The following is a 15,911-nucleotide window of genomic DNA, read 5'->3' as shown; positions in this document are numbered from 1 at the left end:
GCGCGCGGCCCGGTCCCTGCGCGGGCCGCGCCCCGTCGCGCGGGCACGGGAAGGGTAGACGATTGACGAATAGGTTCGCGCTGGGAGTGCTCTTTGTGGCCCTCTATGTCCTCGTGAGTGCGGCAGGCGAGGTTTATGCCGCAGCGTATTTTCAGCGAGCAGATGCGTTCGTCGCGCTCCTGCTGTCATTTACCGTGGTTTGTCTGACGTTCAATCTCTTGGCGCGCCACGACACAAGCAAGGCAGGAGTGGGGAATCGGTCCCTTTTGGTCTTCGCCGTACTCAACGTCGTGACAGCAATCAGCTGGATCGGCCTATTTATCGGCTTGAAATACGTTGAACCTGCGATCGTCGTCGCGTTCATGGTGGCGTTGGGGCCCACCGCAACTGTGTGGCTAAACGCCGTGATCAGGCGCCAGGGAGTTCCGCCAGCATCCGACATCGTCGTCAGCGCTTCGATCGCGATGATCGCGAGTTACATGATTTGGATCTCGGCCAGCGGCAACGCAGGCGTGGAGTGGGGGGCTCGATCGTCCTTTGGAATAGTCTTGGCCATCGTGGCCGGCCTATCGCTCGCCCTCACAAATGTACTTGTCAAACTGCTTTTCGACCGTGGGTTTTCCGGCCGGCAAGTGCTGGCGCATCGGTTCTATGGAACGATTATCTTGCTGCTGGGACTGGTGGACTATTCATCCATCGTGCTTGAGATCTCGCAGCATTGGTTTGCGATCGCAGCAGTTGGCGTTTCGACGATGATCGTTCCTTTGCTCTTGATCCAGCAGGGCATTCGTTACGTCGAGCCCTTCACCGTCAACATGGTCCTGTCCACCGCCCCTATCATCACCTTCCTGTTCCAGTACTTCGATTCTCGCATCGTGCCTTCGTCACATACGTTCCTTGGAAACATTCTCATTACGGCTGTCGCCGTCAGCAACATCTACTTGCAGTATCGGAGATCCGCATGAAAGAACGGAATTGTGTAATCGTAGACGCATACTCTACCGGCCGATATCTACCGGAACAGTTCAAGCGCTATGGCATTGGAACCGTGCATGTGATGTCGGCCGCACAGATTCCACCCATATTCCAAGCGCACTTTGATGCTAACCTGTATGATGAAGTCATTCGCCCCAGCGAGCGCATGGGGTATGACGACATCGTTGAATATCATCTTCAGGCCCTCCATGGCAGAGAATTTGAGTTCGTTATCGCCGGCTGCGAGTCTGGAGTCGAACTCGCCGATTCGTTGTCGGAGCGGCTGGGCTTACCTTCAAACGGCACCGCTCTATCGGCTGCTCGGCGTGACAAAGCGCGATTGTCTTGCGCGCTGACCTATGCCGGTGTGCGATCGATCAGACAAGTCGTGTCTGACAATGCTGTAGAAATCGCAAGCTGGAAGCGCGAAGCGAACTTCGACGAGATCGTGATCAAACCTCTGAACAGTACGGGAACCGAGGATGTATTCTTTTGCACGACAGATGCTGACATTCAGCGGGCACTAAGCGCGATTGTCGGGAAGACCAACCGTGTCGGAGCGTTGAATCGTTTTGCCCTCGGGCAGGAAAAAATAAACGGTCAACAATACACCGTAAACGCCATCTCGATCCACGGGAATGCCTTCGTTACGGAGGCCTGGACGTATGACACCGTTCCTATCGAGCGAGCATCATCGGTCTGTTCACTCGAGAGATTGTTGGACGGCAGCGAACCAATCGTTCAGGAGCTGTCCGACTACCTGGAACGAGCGTTGCAGGCGCTTCAGATCGCCGAGGGACCGGCTCATGCTGAGATCATCGTCGATCATCGGGGACCAGTTCTGGTTGACTTCGGAGCGAGGCTTCAAGGGACCATGTCGGCAAAAGCACGAACGATGGCGTTGGGGCACAACCATATGACCCTGACGGCCTGGTGCTACGCAGATCCCAAGGGCTTTGGTGAATATATGAGGCTGCGCGGGCCCTACAAGCGGCAGGCTCACGCACTTTGCGTCTCGTTGATCTCAGATATGGGCGGTGTCGTCGCCGGTTACCCGGGACTCGAAGCAATCCGCAAGCTGCCGAGCTTCGCAGACGCCATTGCATTCGTTCCGATTGGTCAAGAGCTTGTTCCCACGATCGACTTGGCGTCGACACCGGGCATCGTTTATCTCGTGAATAGCGACTTGACTACGCTTGAGAATGACTATCGCAAGTTGCGAGCAATGCGGATGGACCAGGTGTTCGATTTAGTGATGCAGGATCGCGACTAATGCCAACTGATCCCAGGTTCACCGGAGCGAATCCAGCCCGCGCGGCGATGGTCGGCGTCAGCGACTTCGATGGCGTTCTGCGAGGCAAACACGTCTTAGGTGAAGATCTCTCGGATGGAGATAAAGTTATCAAGTTCTCTGAAGCGGTGCTGGCGTGGGATTGTACGGACCGGGTCATTCCGGCGAGTTTCACGCAAAAGCCGCTATCAGCGTTCGGAGATGCTGACCTGCGTATTCTATCAGGCACCGGCCGTTCGGTGTCTCATCTCGGCTCTCAATATCTCTACCTCGCGGAGTTCACGGGCGCGCATGAGAACATCTGCCCGCGCGGCGTTCTGCGTAAGGTCCTACGAAGGGCTGCTGACCACGGATACGACTGCACTGCCGGGTTTGAGTTTGAGTTTATACTATTTAAGGAGAACGCAGACACGATTGAAGAAAAGCCGTTCGGTGAATGGGCTCCTTTAACTCGCGGCCCGTTCGGCTACTCGATTGCGCGCTCTATCGCGCAACATGAGCTGTTCGGTGAGATCTTGGCGCTTTGTGAGAAGGCTAGAATACCTCTCAGCGGACTACACTTTGAAACGGGACCTGGCGTGGTCGAAGCGTCACTTCGTCATTGTGATGCGCTGGAAGCCGCCGATCGAGCAACCATATTCAAGTCGATGATAAGAGCCTGGGCGCAAACGCGAGGCATGATGGCTACATTCATGGCCAAGGTTTCCGAGAAATGGCCTGGCCAGTCCGGCCATATTCACATCTCCATGTCCTCGGATAGTCAAAATGCGTTTTACGACGGTGATGCGTTCGGCAACGTCTCCGATCTTATGAGGCAATTTATCGCCGGACAACTAGAATACATGAATGAGTTCTGTGTGCTCGCTGCGCCAAACTTCAACAGCTACAAGAGATTGGTACCTGGCTCCTGGGCACCAATCTGTCCAAGCTGGGGAGTCGACAACCGCTCCTGCGCGGTTCGCGCCATTCCGGGAGAGCCATCTGCCCATCGCCTGGAGTATAGGCTGCCTGGCGCAGACGCGAACCCATATCTCGCGCTAGCATGTGCGATTGGTTCGGGAATATTGGGCGTCGAGACAGGTCCGGCACTACCGGCTTCGATCGTCGGTGATGCAAGCGTGGAAATGTGTCGTCCGTCCGCGAGACTGCCTCAAAGCCTATCAGAGGCAACATCTCGGTTTGCAGAGTCTGCAGCGGCCAGTGATGTCTTTGGAGAAAGGTTTGTTGGAGCGTTTTCTTGCTCGCGCCATTGGGAGTGGCAAGCCGTTCAACATCGGGTCACCGACTTTGAACGTCGGAGATACTTTGAGATCATTTAGCTTGGGCTCTTCGACAGTTCTGGAGATCATTCTTCTGGCCGGTGCCGGCAGGGCTACTGCGGGGGTCTGTGCCGCTAATGTTGGAGTTCATGCAGAGAAAATGTGCGTTACTCGTAGCGTTGAAGACGCCCGGCGCTTGGTTTGAGGTGTGATCTTTTCAATCAAACTTATAGGAGGCCTGAAAGAACGTACCCCAGCGCTCCATGCTGTACTTCGCGAATATGGCCGGATCACCGACGCAGCCGCTGCTGCTGCACAAAGAGTCGCCCCGCTTTTTGGTCCACATGGACCAGTAGCGCCCGCCGACGCCGACGCTGAAGTTCTTGGTGAAGAAGTAGGACAGCACGCCTTCAACCTGGACGCCGCCGCCACCGTTGCCCCGCTGTTCATCGAAGGTGGTCTCGTCGCGCAAGAGATGGTGGTCACGCCCTTTGAAATCGGTCCAGGACAGGTAGGCGACATCGGTGTTTAAGCGCCAGCGCTCAGAGAGCATGGTTTCGGCGCTTAGGCCGACACGAGGTGCATTCCACTGAGTATTCTGGCTGCCGATGATAGTGTCTGGGTTCGCCGGACAAGTGTAGCGGGGGTGGGCAATCTGCGTTCAACCGATGGAGTCGGAACTCTGTTCGTAGTAGGTCCAGCCGATAAATCCGCCGACCTTGTAGTTGGCGCCGCGCAGGAAATCGTAACCTAAGTCTGCGGTAAAATAGGTGAACCGTCCGTTTCGTTGCCGTGATGCGTTGTTGATATAGGAGAGTTCCCGATCGGCGAGCCAATCTTCATTGTTTATGTTTCCTTTATCGAAGCGCCCGAGGCCAATGTTGCCCTTCAGGAACACTCCCGATGGGCTGTCGACACGGCCAAATAGCTCTCCCGAAAGTCCGTCAAGGCCATGATAGGTGAGCCTCGATACAAGGACGCTGGGGTCTAGAGGCAAGTAGGGCGCTACACTGTGGTCCCATTGGAATCGTCCGCGGCTGAGCCAGAGCCGCGATCCGCCTTCGAACGACCAACCATCTGAATAAGCAATCGGCGGCGCGCCGACTGGAGCCTTCGCGTACTGCGGCACATAGGACCATTGCGCCGTCCACGGGTCGGCGCCAAAATGGTAATTCAATCCAATCTTTCCGATGTGATAGTTGCTGGACGGGCTCGTTGTGTTCGCCGGAACAATTGCGAACGGCGGACCCTGCACCGTCGGAGGTGTCGCGACACTCGGGCCACCGAAATTCAGATAGTCATACTCAGCTGCGACCGACCATGCGGGCGTAAGCGCCTGCTCGACGCCCAGCCCGATGATGCCACCGATGCGACCGTAGTCGAAATGGGTTTTCTCCTGTGGCACGAGTCCGCCTTCATGGTTATTGATGACGTCGCCCTGATTGTTTTGCCAAGCTGCACCTCCCTTGAGATAGGCCAGCGTGCCACCCGACGCGCCAAACGTGTAACCGACACGACCGGTCGCGGTGGCAAAGATGTTCGGACCTGCCTTGCAGTTTGCACTCACGACAAAGCCGGACGACGCGAGGCAGGTATTTGTGCCGTCTGAGACAGCACCGCTGACATCGAGTTCGACGCCAAACACCCAGCCGTTCTTCTGCCAATTGTAGCCGATCTGGCCACCTGCGAGGAACGTCGGCGTATCGACTATGCCGCCATAGATTGACGGACCGTAGGGATTGCTGAAGGAGGTTCGGCCGTACCCGCCGCCGACGTGTCCACCAATATAGCCTCCGGACCAGTTCCACACCGCCGCGGGCAGTTTCACTTCCGGCTCAAGGTCTGCCGCATTCGCCGCACCATTTGCGACGAGCGCAATTGTCGTGGCTCCCAAAAGAAGAACTCCAGGTCGCATTCAACACGTCCCCTGCAGTTTCTCGGTCCATAACCGAGCGTCCATAAGCTATCGCCGCAGCAAACCGTCGGGGCGGAGCAGACGCTAACAGCGACACGCGCCGAGTCCGTCCCGAAGACCATCGCGCTGCGATTGGTGATGATGCCGCAAAGAGAGCAAGTCGCGTGCCGAAGTGAATTCGCAGGCTTTGCGGGCACTTCGTCGCGGCGTGTATCGTCAAGCTGCTGACATTTGTCTCAATACCGACAGCCGCGCGGCCACTGCCCCACCAATACTTGGCTAGCGCGGTGTCATGGGCCGAAGCGCACGATGCGCCGGTCTCACTTTGGCACCGGAAGCCTTGCTGCCTCAACAGGTGGAAAGACAGTGCGGAACGGGCTCGTCGCTTCGAAGATATTTGAGATCGATCTGTGCTCCCGAGCGCTCTCATCGAGAGCACTCTTCATTTGACGCCGCTCTAGTCTTCAGACGATATCCTTGCTCCTGCGGGTTGGGATCGAGGCTCTCACAGGTCTCTCCGGCGATTACACGTTCTGCGTCACTCCACAGAGTATCGGCACTGGCGTGTTTTCGGGGATAGATTGCGGCCCCTCTATACCAGCTCATCGGCTGTATCATTTATTGCGGTGTAGATTTCGTCGAGGTCTGCCGCTGTGACGCAAGACGGGGGCACGACGTAGATCGTATTCCCCAAGCGGGCGCAGCAGTAAATTTCGATCGTTTAAGAACGCCAGAAGCGGCACGCGAACGCGTAAGCCGACCGGGACCGATATTGGCGAGGTATCCTTCGTCAGCGACTTTCAGTTTAAGTTCTGTGATTCCAGGTGAACCGCGCGGACCTGTTTGCTGACGCGGAGATCGCCTTGCGCGGCCGTCGTCTCGTAGAGCGCGTATAGTTGGGCTAACGCAGCGCCGGTCAGGTCGTGGAGATCCGGCGCCTCCTCCGGCGAGAAAAGCGTCCACGGGCGCTGAACCCGAGGTATGCAGCACGGCGGTGATGCGGATACGTGCGCCGAGATGCTCGGGATTTGCCGGGATGATCGTCATCGGCTCGGAAGCCGCGTGGAACAGCAGGCCATAAGTGCCGATCGCACCCCATAATCGGCAACACTAGAGTCTAGCGAACCTGAACCCGCGGTAAGCGCGCCGCAGGCAAGCGGACGACGAGCTGGCTGTCCGTGATGTCGATGACTTCCTTGCGCTTTCTCCCGTCATCGTACCGCAATTCGAACGACACTCCCGATCCAGATGGGGCAAAGGGCTCAGGCGTAAGGCTGATCCACCCCGCCCCCAAATTCAGAATGATCGGTCGATCCGCCCGGAATCGCGCGTCGAGCAGCACCAAGTCCAATCGAAGAGACTGGAGCCGCACGTTGAGCCGTCGCCGCACGCCATCACGTGGCCAGATACGCAGGGTGTGAGCGAACGTCTCCATGATGCCACCGTGACAAACCTGCCCAAAGATGGGATCGTCGGCAACGATCGTCGCAGCAGCGCGGACCGCCCCACAAAATCCCAGGTCGATCTCGCACGAGTAATACCACGTTCCACGGTGATGCGGCTGACCGAGCCATGTGGTGCCGCTCGGCGCCGGCTCGAAGCCGCCACCGGCCGCGCCGTCATTCTCCTCGCCCGGATACCAATAGCCATGACCCGCCGACGCAGGGCCGCTGTTCAGCAAAGCCCACGCGCTGAGTTGTGAGGCATAGCCGAGACGAAGGAGCGGATGCGGGTCGTCTGCATCGTTCAGCGCATGATCAAGCAGCGCCCAGCCACCCATCTGCGCCATGTAAGTCAGCGTATAGGCGTCGCCCGCAGTGTGGCGATAATCGCTGCCCAGATAGTAATAAGCAGGTTCCAGCCAGCCACGGCAGAACAGATTTGCAGCGATCTGACGCTCCGAGAAGGCACGCGCCGCCGCCTTCGAAACCCCCATGGCGACAGGGTCGTCAAGGGCCGAGCGCGCCAGTGCCTGCGTTGATTCGAAGGCTGTGGAATCGAACGGATATTCAGACTTGAACAGGTCCGCCTTCGGATCGACGAAGGCGCGCACCTTACGCGCCCAGTGCGCCTCCAACGTCGCCGCCTCGCGCGTCAAGCCCGCCGTCGTGAGCGCCGAAACCAGTTCGGGGATCACACATTCGTTGTAGAAGCCGGTGCGGTAGGCAGACCACATCACCACGCGCATCGGCACCGTGAACATGGCCAGCGCCGTACCGTAGGCGCGTACCAAATAATCTCGTGCGCTCTGGCGGGTGGGTATCGCGGGATGGTCACGCGCGATGCGGTGCATGGCCAAATACATCGCGAAGATGTGCGGATAGTCATAAGGCCGCCAGATATGCAGGCGACCCTTCGGGCCGGGATCGCTGCTTTCCCTGTTCTGCTTCCAATCGGGTATGCCGTAGAGGCCGTAGGCGTATGCCTCCTGTGTGGTACGTTGCAGCCCGCCCCAGACGAACGTGTCTATATACCGATCCAGCGCCGCCACTTCCGCCACATCAGGATGCTCGGCATTCTTGGTCGCGAGGTAAGCGGGCTTGCTCAGCCCGGGATCGTCACACGTCACCTCGTAGATGCGCCAACCCTTGATCCGGTCGTAATTGTCCGGGCCAAGCAGGACCTGCGTCTCCATATTCCACTCGCCAAACAAACCGTCGTACCATTTGGACGGGTCACGATGCTGCCGCTTCACGATGAAGGTTGCGCGCTTCTTCATCATCGTCTCGACGGGCTCGGTAGCGGAGAATTCAAGAAATGTCTGGCGCGCACCCGGCTGGTGCAGGGTCAGCCGGTTCTCGCCCAATCGCGAAAAGCGAACCCGCCACAGGCGCCTGCCAGCCCGATCCGGCAACCGTTGCACCACCGTGTCGCCGGTAAATTCCGCTTCGATTCGCTCCACCGGAATGGAGGACGCGAGCGCGATGTCGACATGCAGGTCATTGGGAACCGTCATGCCCGGCATCACTTCCACGTCCACCAGACCGGCGTCCGCGATAGCCCTGCGCGCCGCCTCGTAATTGGCAACCCATTGGAAGCGGAGACGGTAACGCCGTTGCTCGGCCGGCGACAGGGACAGGGAATGCGTCGGCTGTCGCCAGCGAGTCCCCGCCGCCACTGCCTCGCCGGCGGCCGCTCCGCCCAAGATGTAGGCGCACCACGTCCCACTGGCTTCGGCCGAATCCTTGTGGACATCCCAATATTCCAGTGACGTGTCCGCTTCCGGTAAGAGCATGAGGAAGGGGCCGGTGCTGTTGCCGCGAATCCAGAAGATGTGCGATCCATGCCCCGAGACGAAGCTGTGCTTCAAAACAGCCACCGATGCCGGTTGCCCTGCCGGAAATTCGGTGTTCATCGGCATGGGAAAATAGAGGTCGCCAACCTCCACGCTCGCCATGCCGTCGTTCCGCAGCATGATCTCCCACGTCAATCCAGCCTCGTCGACTGCGAGGCGGGTCGTGAGAGGGACGCCGGCATCGCGGGCTGCTAGTTCAAGGGCCGCGCTATGCATCGGCTTCGTTGCATCAACGCCGGTTCGAAGCGTATGCCACTCGGATCCGGCACGCCGAACTCTAGCGTGAGCCGTCCCCAGCACGGCTCCAGGCAGAACATAATCCGTGTCATACGCATCGTTACGATAACGCAAGGAGGTAATGCCGTCTTGTGTGCACCCAACGACGAAGGGAGAGTCGACCGCCTTCAACACCATGGCAACCTTGCGCTGCGGCCGATTGGGTGTAGGCAGCGTAACGCCCCCGAAAAACGCGCTACCCAAGAAGCTACTGCCCAACAGCATCGTACGACGCGTATACGTCCAGGCTTTAGACATGGCTTTAGACTTCGTCATCAACCGTATCCGGTATCGCTCCATACGGATGATCAAGGCGTGCCGTTTCCCGCCGTAAACGTCAACGCGACAAAGCGACATACGTTCTCAAGTACCCAGCGTTCGGTTGCCACCGCTTCGTCACCATCGGTCCTCACGGTGCCCTTGGACACCAGAGCTTGCTCGCAAGGAGGCCAAGCTGCTCTTGGGCCTAGTTGCCAATGGCAAAGACCCGGTCGATGACAAAGTTCACGGCGCGCCTGAGGCATTCGGCCGAGCGCCGCCCCTCGACATTGCGCGGCTTCCACTGCCTGCTCACTACTGCGTAGTCTTACTTAATCAGAGTGTCGCGGCTTTTACCGAGAAGATTCCTATTTTTGAGAAGACTCATCTATTCGGCGTGCGGAGAGGCTGAGATGGGTCGGGTAAAATGGGGGACGTCGCGTCGAGGTTTTCGGCGTATGTTGAGGGTTTTACGAGCGTGATCGGGGACGGAGGCCGAGCCAAACCGCTTCGCGATTACTCCGCCGGTCTGATGATGCCTTGCGATCGCAAGAGTGTCGAGCCGATGGCCGCCATCACGGCTCCTGAACGGAGAGCAGCGCAACACCAGTCGTTGTTACATTTTGCCGGTCAAGGCGACTGGTTGGGTCAGCAAGTAAATTTTGTGATTTGTAGTGCGTCGGAAGGACTGGATGTAGGCCAGCTTGGGACATGAGGAACATTAATCGTGAGCTCCGCGCTCGCGAGGGCGCCATTCCGGCACCAGCGCGAGGCAGGCTGAGCGTCGACGACTTCTGTGCCCTCAAGGAAATCACCAAATATTGCCGATGCGGTTGCGGAGGCAGCGCGCGCTCTCTGCCGCGCAATCGTCTGATGCTTTGCGACGTCACCACGACTTTCACGAGATGGGCCTGCCGACATTTCGATGTCGTCGAAATCAACACTCTCTTGGGCCGAAATCTTCCGGACCTGGAAGCTCTCGCCGTTGCACAAGTGCAACGACATTTCGCTGCGATCGGCGAGGCAGACGAACGCTGGGTGGGCGATGGTATGCATCGCATCGAGGGCGAAGAGACTGAGATCTGTCCCTTCTGCGCTCAGGACCATGCGAATTCGCCGCGCATCGAGACTACCGCGCGTACTTCAGTGAGGGCTAAAGACGGCGGAGCAGAGCAATATTGTTGAAAGATACAAAAAGAGAAGGAAGGTTTATCGCGAAATGACAAGAACGCGTAGTCAAATAGCGGACCAAAGTAATGTGTTTAGTGAATGAGTGAAGGACTTGATTCCCTTTCCAGAAAGAACAAATGTTGCCGAGAAAATACAAGAGATTCTAACAAGCGCGGCGAACCGGGCGCCGGAGGAGCCTATTTTTTGACGAATATCGAAACGTTTGCGAGGCGCCGCCGGCGCACGAAGTCGTGCCTCGCGCGCTTTGCTTGTCACCTGAGCATAGGGACGTCCTTTTATGGATCCAATCAGGGCAGCAGAAGACAGCCGATGAAATTGCCGAGCTCAATCGCAACGTCGATGCGCAGCAAGCCGAGCTAAGGCGGATCTCGGATCAGATCGCAACCCTGACCCAAAGAATCGAGGGGCTGCAGAATCCGGCGCCTGTTGCTTCTCCTGCTCCTGCTGCTTCTTTGCCCCCCGCGCGCACCACATCCAAGCCGGCCAAGAGAGACGTCCGGCCCTCGAAACCGCAGGGGCTGGTTTCCGTCGGAGGCGGGCCGCTGACTGCAGAGCCAAGCACGGAACAGCGCGGATTACCACAAAATGCCTGCCATATGAGGCTTCGCCTTCCAACCACGTCGAAAACCGACGGTCCACCATCTTGATTGGCAGGCCGAGCCTCTCATTGCTCCGCGCGGTTTCGGAAATCCTGTGCGAGTCGCAAGAAGTTCTTAAGCAGGACGTGCCCCTGTGAGGTAAGTATCGACTCGGGATGGAACTGGACCCCATAGGTGGGATAATAGCCGTGCGTGAGGGCCATGATCTCGCCTTCCTCCGAACGCGCTGTCACTACGAGGTTCTGCGCACATGACTGATCAAGCGCGACGATAAGAGAATGGTAGCGTCCGACGTCAAGCGGGGTTGGCAGTCCCTTGAATAACCCTCGGCCGTCATGCGCAACGTATGAGCGCCGACCGTGCATGGGCCGACGCGCACGCGCCACCCGTCCTCCGAAAACGCTTGCAATACACTGATGTCCAAGGCAGATGCCGAGAATTGGTACGCGTCCTGAAAGTTCGCGAACCACTGCTGTCGATATTCCTGCCTCAGTTGGGGTGCAGGGGCCGGGCGATATGACCACCGCGCGCGGGTTGAGACCAACGAGCTCGCTGATGCTGATAGCGTCGTTTCGGATCACTTCCGTTGCTTCACTGAGCTTGTGGAAATAGCGGGCAATATTGAACACGAAGGAATCGTAATTATCGACGATGACAATCAAAATGCACCAGCTGGTTCAGTACCAAATGCATCAAAGATTCGCTCTGCCTTGGTGAGCGTTTCCTCGTATTCGGCCTCGGGCTTCGACAGGGCCGTTATACCGCTGCCCGCATGAAACACAGCCAGGTCGCCGTCGATCGTGACAGTGCGGATCGCAATACTGGTGTCCATGTGCCCGTTGAAGCCGATGAAGCCGATCGCCCCACAATAGACCTCTCGCGCTATGCGCTCGATTTCTGTAATAATTTCCATCGACCGCGGCTTTGGCGCTCCCGTAATGGAGCCGCCGGGAAAGCAAGCGCGGAGCAGGCTAACGGCGTCTTCGTCTCCGGCAAGTTTCCCCGTAACGATCGACACGAGATGGTGCACCGAGGCATAGGACTCGAGATTGCATAGGGCCGGAACCCCGACCGAATGCGCAGTGCAAACGCGTGACAGATCGTTACGCAAAAGGTCGACAATCATCGTGTTCTCGGCCTGATCCTTTTCGGAAGCGAGGAGAGCAGCCGCACGGCGGTGGTCTTCCTTGGGATCAGGCGAACGCGCTATCGTGCCCTTGATGGGGCGTGTCTCGACTTGTCGCCCCTCAAGTTTCAGGAATCGTTCCGGCGAACTTGATGCGATGGTCAGCTTTCCCCATCGCAGCAGGGCCGCAAAAGGCGCCGGATTCAATGATCGTAGCTGGCAATAGAAGGCGAGCGGATCAAACGAGGTCGACAGGCGGGTGCTGAAACGCTGCGCAATATTTGTCTGGAACACGTCACCCGCGAGAATCAAGTCGATCACGCGTTGTACCGCCGCAATGTAGCCGTCGCGGCTGAAGTTCGAGCGCCACGCGCCCGCTTTGCTGGGACAACCCTTCTGTGGCGCGTTTGGACCGGCAAGCAATGCTGCAAACTCGTCGGCTCGACGAAGCGCTCGTTCGCTCCGTCGCACGCGATCCTGCTCCGGCCATCCGGTCGAGACGATCCAGCATTTGTTATCCCGGTGGTCGAAGCTGATGACCACGTCATAGAAATGCAGGATGGATCGGGGCAAACCCAGACCGGCAATTGGCGGGGCAGACAATCGCTCCAATGTCCTGTTCATGTCGTAGGCAAGGTAGCCTGCCGCTCCTCCCTGGAATGGCGGGAGATCGGGACGATGCTCTTGCGGGTACTTCGCGAGTAGCGTGCGAAGGACCTTCCATGGATCGGCCTCGAGAGTCAGTCCGTTCCAACTGGCTTGGCCGTTCGCGACCCTGTAGGTGCTGAAGGGGTCGCACGTTAGATATGAGTAGCGCCCAAGCAGCTCGTGCCTTGCTGCGCTATCGAGAAACGTGAGATGCGATCGATGCCCAAGACGTCGCATCGCTGTGACAGGTTCAACCCACTGCAACTCGCGAACGTACATCGGGTTATCGGTCACAGGCGGCTGACGTCGTGAAAGTGCCGTTCCATCTGTTGCCCCACCGATGAGAATGACTCTTATCTGTGCTGGGCCGAAACATGAGGCCCATTGCCAAGTTACGCCGGCGGCGGACTTTTTGCTGCGACAGCACCAGGATCATCCTGCCGTGGAGGCGAAAGGGGTATCTGTTGATACATCGTAGTCGGCCGCGAACCGCAGCTCGCGGAGCGGTCGGACCCGTTTAATCGATTCCTGGTAGAGATCGTGCGCTTTGTACGCTGCGAGCTCTGTCTCGCTGTCGAACTCACCATAGACCACGATGTCGATATCGTTGCCGAGCTGATCGGTCTTGCGGTTACGGGCAACCTCAAGCCGGCGCGCATGCGGTATCGTGCTGAGAAGCGAAAGACCTTCGATGATCTGGTGGATATGCGCCTCGTCCTTGGCGCTGAAGAAAACGATGTGACGAATCATGGCCGTCCGTGGAGATGTCGCTAGCGGGTGCCATAACTATCTGGGAATAGATTCGGTTGCAATGAGGCTAGTCGCTTGCCGCATGATCGTCGCTTGCAACCGTCGGCGATCTGCAATGGAGCTTGCCAGATTTGCTCAGGACGCCGGAAGGGCAAGTCGCTCAATGGTTTGAATGTGCCGCGTGAGCAGGTTACAGGCGTGATCGACGTTGCGCGTTCGCAGGGCTTGCAGAATCAGGCGGTGATCTTGATTGGAGCGCGGTCGCCAGCCCACCGATCGCGCCATCGCGAACACCAATCGAGAATTGGCAAGCTGCAATCCATCGAGGCTCGCGAGCAGACGCGGCATTCCGCACGGCGCGACCAAGGCTTGGTGAAAGGCGCGGTTGGCCATCTCAAACTCCTCGATCGTCTTTGCATTGTCTCCTTCGATTAGGGCGAGCTCGATTTGAGCCAAATGAGCTGTTGTCAGTCTTGGCCCCGAATGGCGCAATGCCACCACCTCGAGCGCGGCGCGCATTTCGGCGATCTCCTTCACTGAACGGGTATCGAGCGGGGCAACCCGAACACCGCGACGCGGCACAGCGACAACAAGATGTTGTGCCTGCAGGTGCCGAAAGGCCTCGCGCACGGGGACGTGGCTGGAATTGAATTCTCGTGCAACGTGATCCTGACGGAGTGGTGCGCCTGGCGCTAAGGCGCCGCTGATAATGCGCTCAGCGATTGAGTCCGCGATGCGCGCGACCATCGTCATGTTGTCAGCAGTGATCATAGATTATCTACCGCAATAATCGGTGCATTTGCGAGGCAGCTCGATTAGCATCTCTTCGAGGGCGATGACTATAGATAATTCACGCGATTATCTACAACTGAGCGAGATTGGGTTATGGATGCTGCTGTGCAAGTCCAACGAAAGAAAGCTAGCAACGGGGCGCAGGTTCGTAATCATTGGAACGTCGAAGAGGCTAAGGCGCTCTACGACCTTCCTTTTGCCGACCTGATGCTTCAGGCGCAGCGCGCTCATCGCAAGAACTTCGATCCAAACCACGTCGAAACTGCGAGCCTGCTCAGCATCAAGACCGGCGGCTGTCCGGAGGACTGCGGCTACTGCTCGCAAAGCGCGCATTACGCGACCGGCCTGAAAGCGACCCGTCTGATGCGTTGCGCCGATGTGGTTGCGACCGCACAGCGCGCGAAGGATGCCGGCGCTACGCGCTTCTGCATGGCCGCGGCCTGGCGCACGCCAAAAGATCGCGATCTTGATTCCGTCTGCGACATGGTCAACGCGGTCAAAGGTCTCGGCATGGAAACGTGTGTCACGCTCGGCACGCTGACACCGAAGCATGCCGCGCGCCTCGCCGAGGCCGGCCTTGACTTCTACAATCACAACGTCGACACATCGCCCGAGTTTTACAGCAAGATCATCACCACCCGCAGCCTCCAGGACCGCATCGATACGCTGGCGCATGTGCGCGATGCCGGCATCAAGATCTGCTGCGGCGGGATTATCGGCATGGGCGAGCGCGTCGAGGACCGCCTAGGTATGCTCGTGTTGCTCGCCAATCTTCCCAACTATCCCGAAAGCGTGCCGATCAACCTGTGGAACAAGATTGAGGGCGTACCGGTGGAAGACACCGCGGAGCCTCCCGATCCGATCGCGCTGGTCCGGCTGCTGGCGACCGCGCGGGTCATGATGCCGAGGAGTGTGGTTCGCTTGTCCGCCGGGCGGCAATACATGACCGATGAATTGCAGGCGCTTTGCTTCTTGGCCGGCGCAAATTCAATCTTCGTCGGCGACGTGCTCTTGACCACCAATAACCCGAAAGTTGATCGCGACGCGGATCTGCTGGCCCGGCTCGGCATCACGTCCGGGCTCGCCTGACGGAAGCAGCGCGCCCAATATGTTGCCCCTACACCAGCCTAGGTGAGAAATGCAGATAACTTTGATGAAGGGCAAAATCCATCGCGCCTCAGTGACCGAAGCTGATCTGCACTATGAAGGCTCGATCTCGATAGATCGTACGCTCCTGGAGGCAGCAGGAATGGTGATCAACGAGCGCGTCGAAATCTACAATGTAGAAACAGGGACGCGCTTTGCCACCTACGTGATCGAGGCGCCGCCGATGTCTGGTACGATGAGCCTGAACGGTGCGGCTGCCCGACTGGTGATGCCCGGAGACAAGATCATTATCGTTGCATATGCCTCATTCGATGAGGCCGAAGCAAAGAAGTTCAAGCCACGCGTTGTGCGTGTGGACCGAGATAATCGCATCCTGGCAAGTTGAACCTAACGGGCCATCCTTCCTTCTTAAACGGCCAACGCATCTTT

General features: G+C 58.1%; 13 protein-coding genes and 2 pseudogenes. 7 read left to right on the top strand and 8 right to left on the bottom strand.

Annotation, left to right across the window (positions count from 1 at the left end):
• Window positions 1-95 precede the first annotated feature (95 nt).
• From CIT37_RS32995 to CIT37_RS32985, 3 genes are read left to right on the top strand one after another with little or no spacing between them, the layout of a single operon-like run.
• Window positions 96-965 carry an EamA family transporter gene (locus CIT37_RS32995; RefSeq protein WP_231088512.1) on the top strand — a complete coding sequence of 290 codons (870 nt, stop codon included), beginning with the start codon at window positions 96-98 and terminating at the stop codon, window positions 963-965.
• Window positions 962-2,248, top strand: a complete 1,287-nt coding sequence (locus CIT37_RS32990) for an ATP-grasp domain-containing protein (RefSeq protein ID WP_011084878.1) — start codon at window positions 962-964, stop codon at window positions 2,246-2,248. Before CIT37_RS32995 ends, CIT37_RS32990 begins: the two co-directional genes overlap by 4 nt.
• Window positions 2,248-3,585 carry a glutamine synthetase gene (locus tag CIT37_RS32985; RefSeq protein WP_095424342.1) on the top strand — a complete coding sequence of 446 codons (1,338 nt, stop codon included), beginning with the start codon at window positions 2,248-2,250 and terminating at the stop codon, window positions 3,583-3,585. Before CIT37_RS32990 ends, CIT37_RS32985 begins: the two co-directional genes overlap by 1 nt.
• A 157-nt stretch (window positions 3,586-3,742) precedes the next feature.
• On the opposite strand, the gene CIT37_RS32980 is transcribed toward CIT37_RS32985, so the two are convergent.
• The 4 genes and pseudogenes from CIT37_RS32980 to CIT37_RS32970 form a co-directional block, all read right to left on the bottom strand.
• Complete coding sequence (locus tag CIT37_RS32980; protein WP_014497773.1) at window positions 3,743-4,078, bottom strand: hypothetical protein; 336 nt, start codon at window positions 4,076-4,078, stop codon at window positions 3,743-3,745.
• Window positions 4,079-4,186: 108 nt separating this feature from the next.
• Window positions 4,187-5,440 (bottom strand): outer membrane protein, encoded by a 1,254-nt coding sequence (locus CIT37_RS32975; protein WP_011084880.1) that lies wholly within the window; start codon window positions 5,438-5,440, stop codon window positions 4,187-4,189.
• A gap of 936 nt (window positions 5,441-6,376) precedes the next feature.
• Window positions 6,377-6,520 (bottom strand): annotated as a pseudogene (locus tag CIT37_RS40270) (IS91 family transposase); the annotation flags it as partial.
• Window positions 6,521-6,557: 37 nt separating this feature from the next.
• Window positions 6,558-8,870, bottom strand: coding sequence for a DUF5695 domain-containing protein (locus CIT37_RS32970; RefSeq protein ID WP_244611308.1), 2,313 nt, complete (start codon window positions 8,868-8,870; stop codon window positions 6,558-6,560).
• Window positions 8,871-9,696: 826 nt separating this feature from the next.
• On the opposite strand from CIT37_RS32970, the pseudogene CIT37_RS32965 reads away from it, so the two are divergent.
• A pseudogene (locus CIT37_RS32965) lies at window positions 9,697-9,927 on the top strand (transposase); the annotation flags it as partial.
• A gap of 53 nt (window positions 9,928-9,980) precedes the next feature.
• Window positions 9,981-10,454 (top strand): hypothetical protein, encoded by a 474-nt coding sequence (locus tag CIT37_RS32960; protein WP_011084884.1) that lies wholly within the window; start codon window positions 9,981-9,983, stop codon window positions 10,452-10,454.
• Window positions 10,455-11,124: 670 nt separating this feature from the next.
• Here CIT37_RS32960 and CIT37_RS32955 read toward each other — a convergent pair.
• The 4 genes from CIT37_RS32955 to CIT37_RS32940 all read right to left on the bottom strand — a co-directional run bounded on the left by CIT37_RS32955 (window position 11,125) and on the right by CIT37_RS32940 (window position 14,354).
• Window positions 11,125-11,721, bottom strand: a complete 597-nt coding sequence (locus CIT37_RS32955) for an anthranilate synthase component II (RefSeq protein WP_014497769.1) — start codon at window positions 11,719-11,721, stop codon at window positions 11,125-11,127.
• Window positions 11,718-13,112: an aminodeoxychorismate synthase component I gene (gene pabB, locus CIT37_RS32950; RefSeq protein ID WP_167456552.1), complete on the bottom strand. Its 1,395-nt coding sequence runs from the start codon at window positions 13,110-13,112 to the stop codon at window positions 11,718-11,720. The genes CIT37_RS32955 and pabB overlap by 4 nt, the downstream gene beginning before the upstream one ends.
• A 153-nt stretch (window positions 13,113-13,265) precedes the next feature.
• Window positions 13,266-13,583: a Dabb family protein gene (locus CIT37_RS32945; RefSeq protein WP_011084888.1), complete on the bottom strand. Its 318-nt coding sequence runs from the start codon at window positions 13,581-13,583 to the stop codon at window positions 13,266-13,268.
• Between the two features lie 135 nt (window positions 13,584-13,718).
• Window positions 13,719-14,354 (bottom strand): GntR family transcriptional regulator, encoded by a 636-nt coding sequence (locus CIT37_RS32940; RefSeq protein ID WP_011084889.1) that lies wholly within the window; start codon window positions 14,352-14,354, stop codon window positions 13,719-13,721.
• A gap of 114 nt (window positions 14,355-14,468) precedes the next feature.
• On the opposite strand from CIT37_RS32940, the gene bioB reads away from it, so the two are divergent.
• Together bioB and panD are read left to right on the top strand one after the other, a co-directional pair.
• A complete protein-coding gene (gene bioB / locus CIT37_RS32935) occupies window positions 14,469-15,464 on the top strand; it encodes a biotin synthase BioB (RefSeq protein ID WP_011084890.1) in 996 nt (331 codons plus the stop codon).
• Window positions 15,465-15,513: 49 nt separating this feature from the next.
• A complete protein-coding gene (panD, locus tag CIT37_RS32930; RefSeq protein ID WP_028144145.1) occupies window positions 15,514-15,867 on the top strand; it encodes an aspartate 1-decarboxylase in 354 nt (117 codons plus the stop codon).
• Window positions 15,868-15,911: the final 44 nt, after the last annotated feature.

Origin of the sequence: Bradyrhizobium ottawaense, assembly GCF_002278135.3 — a bacterium.
Lineage (GTDB): Bacteria > Pseudomonadota > Alphaproteobacteria > Rhizobiales > Xanthobacteraceae > Bradyrhizobium > Bradyrhizobium ottawaense.
The sequence above is the reverse complement of the archived record's forward strand: the minus strand, read 5'-3'. Positions and strand labels throughout refer to the sequence as shown.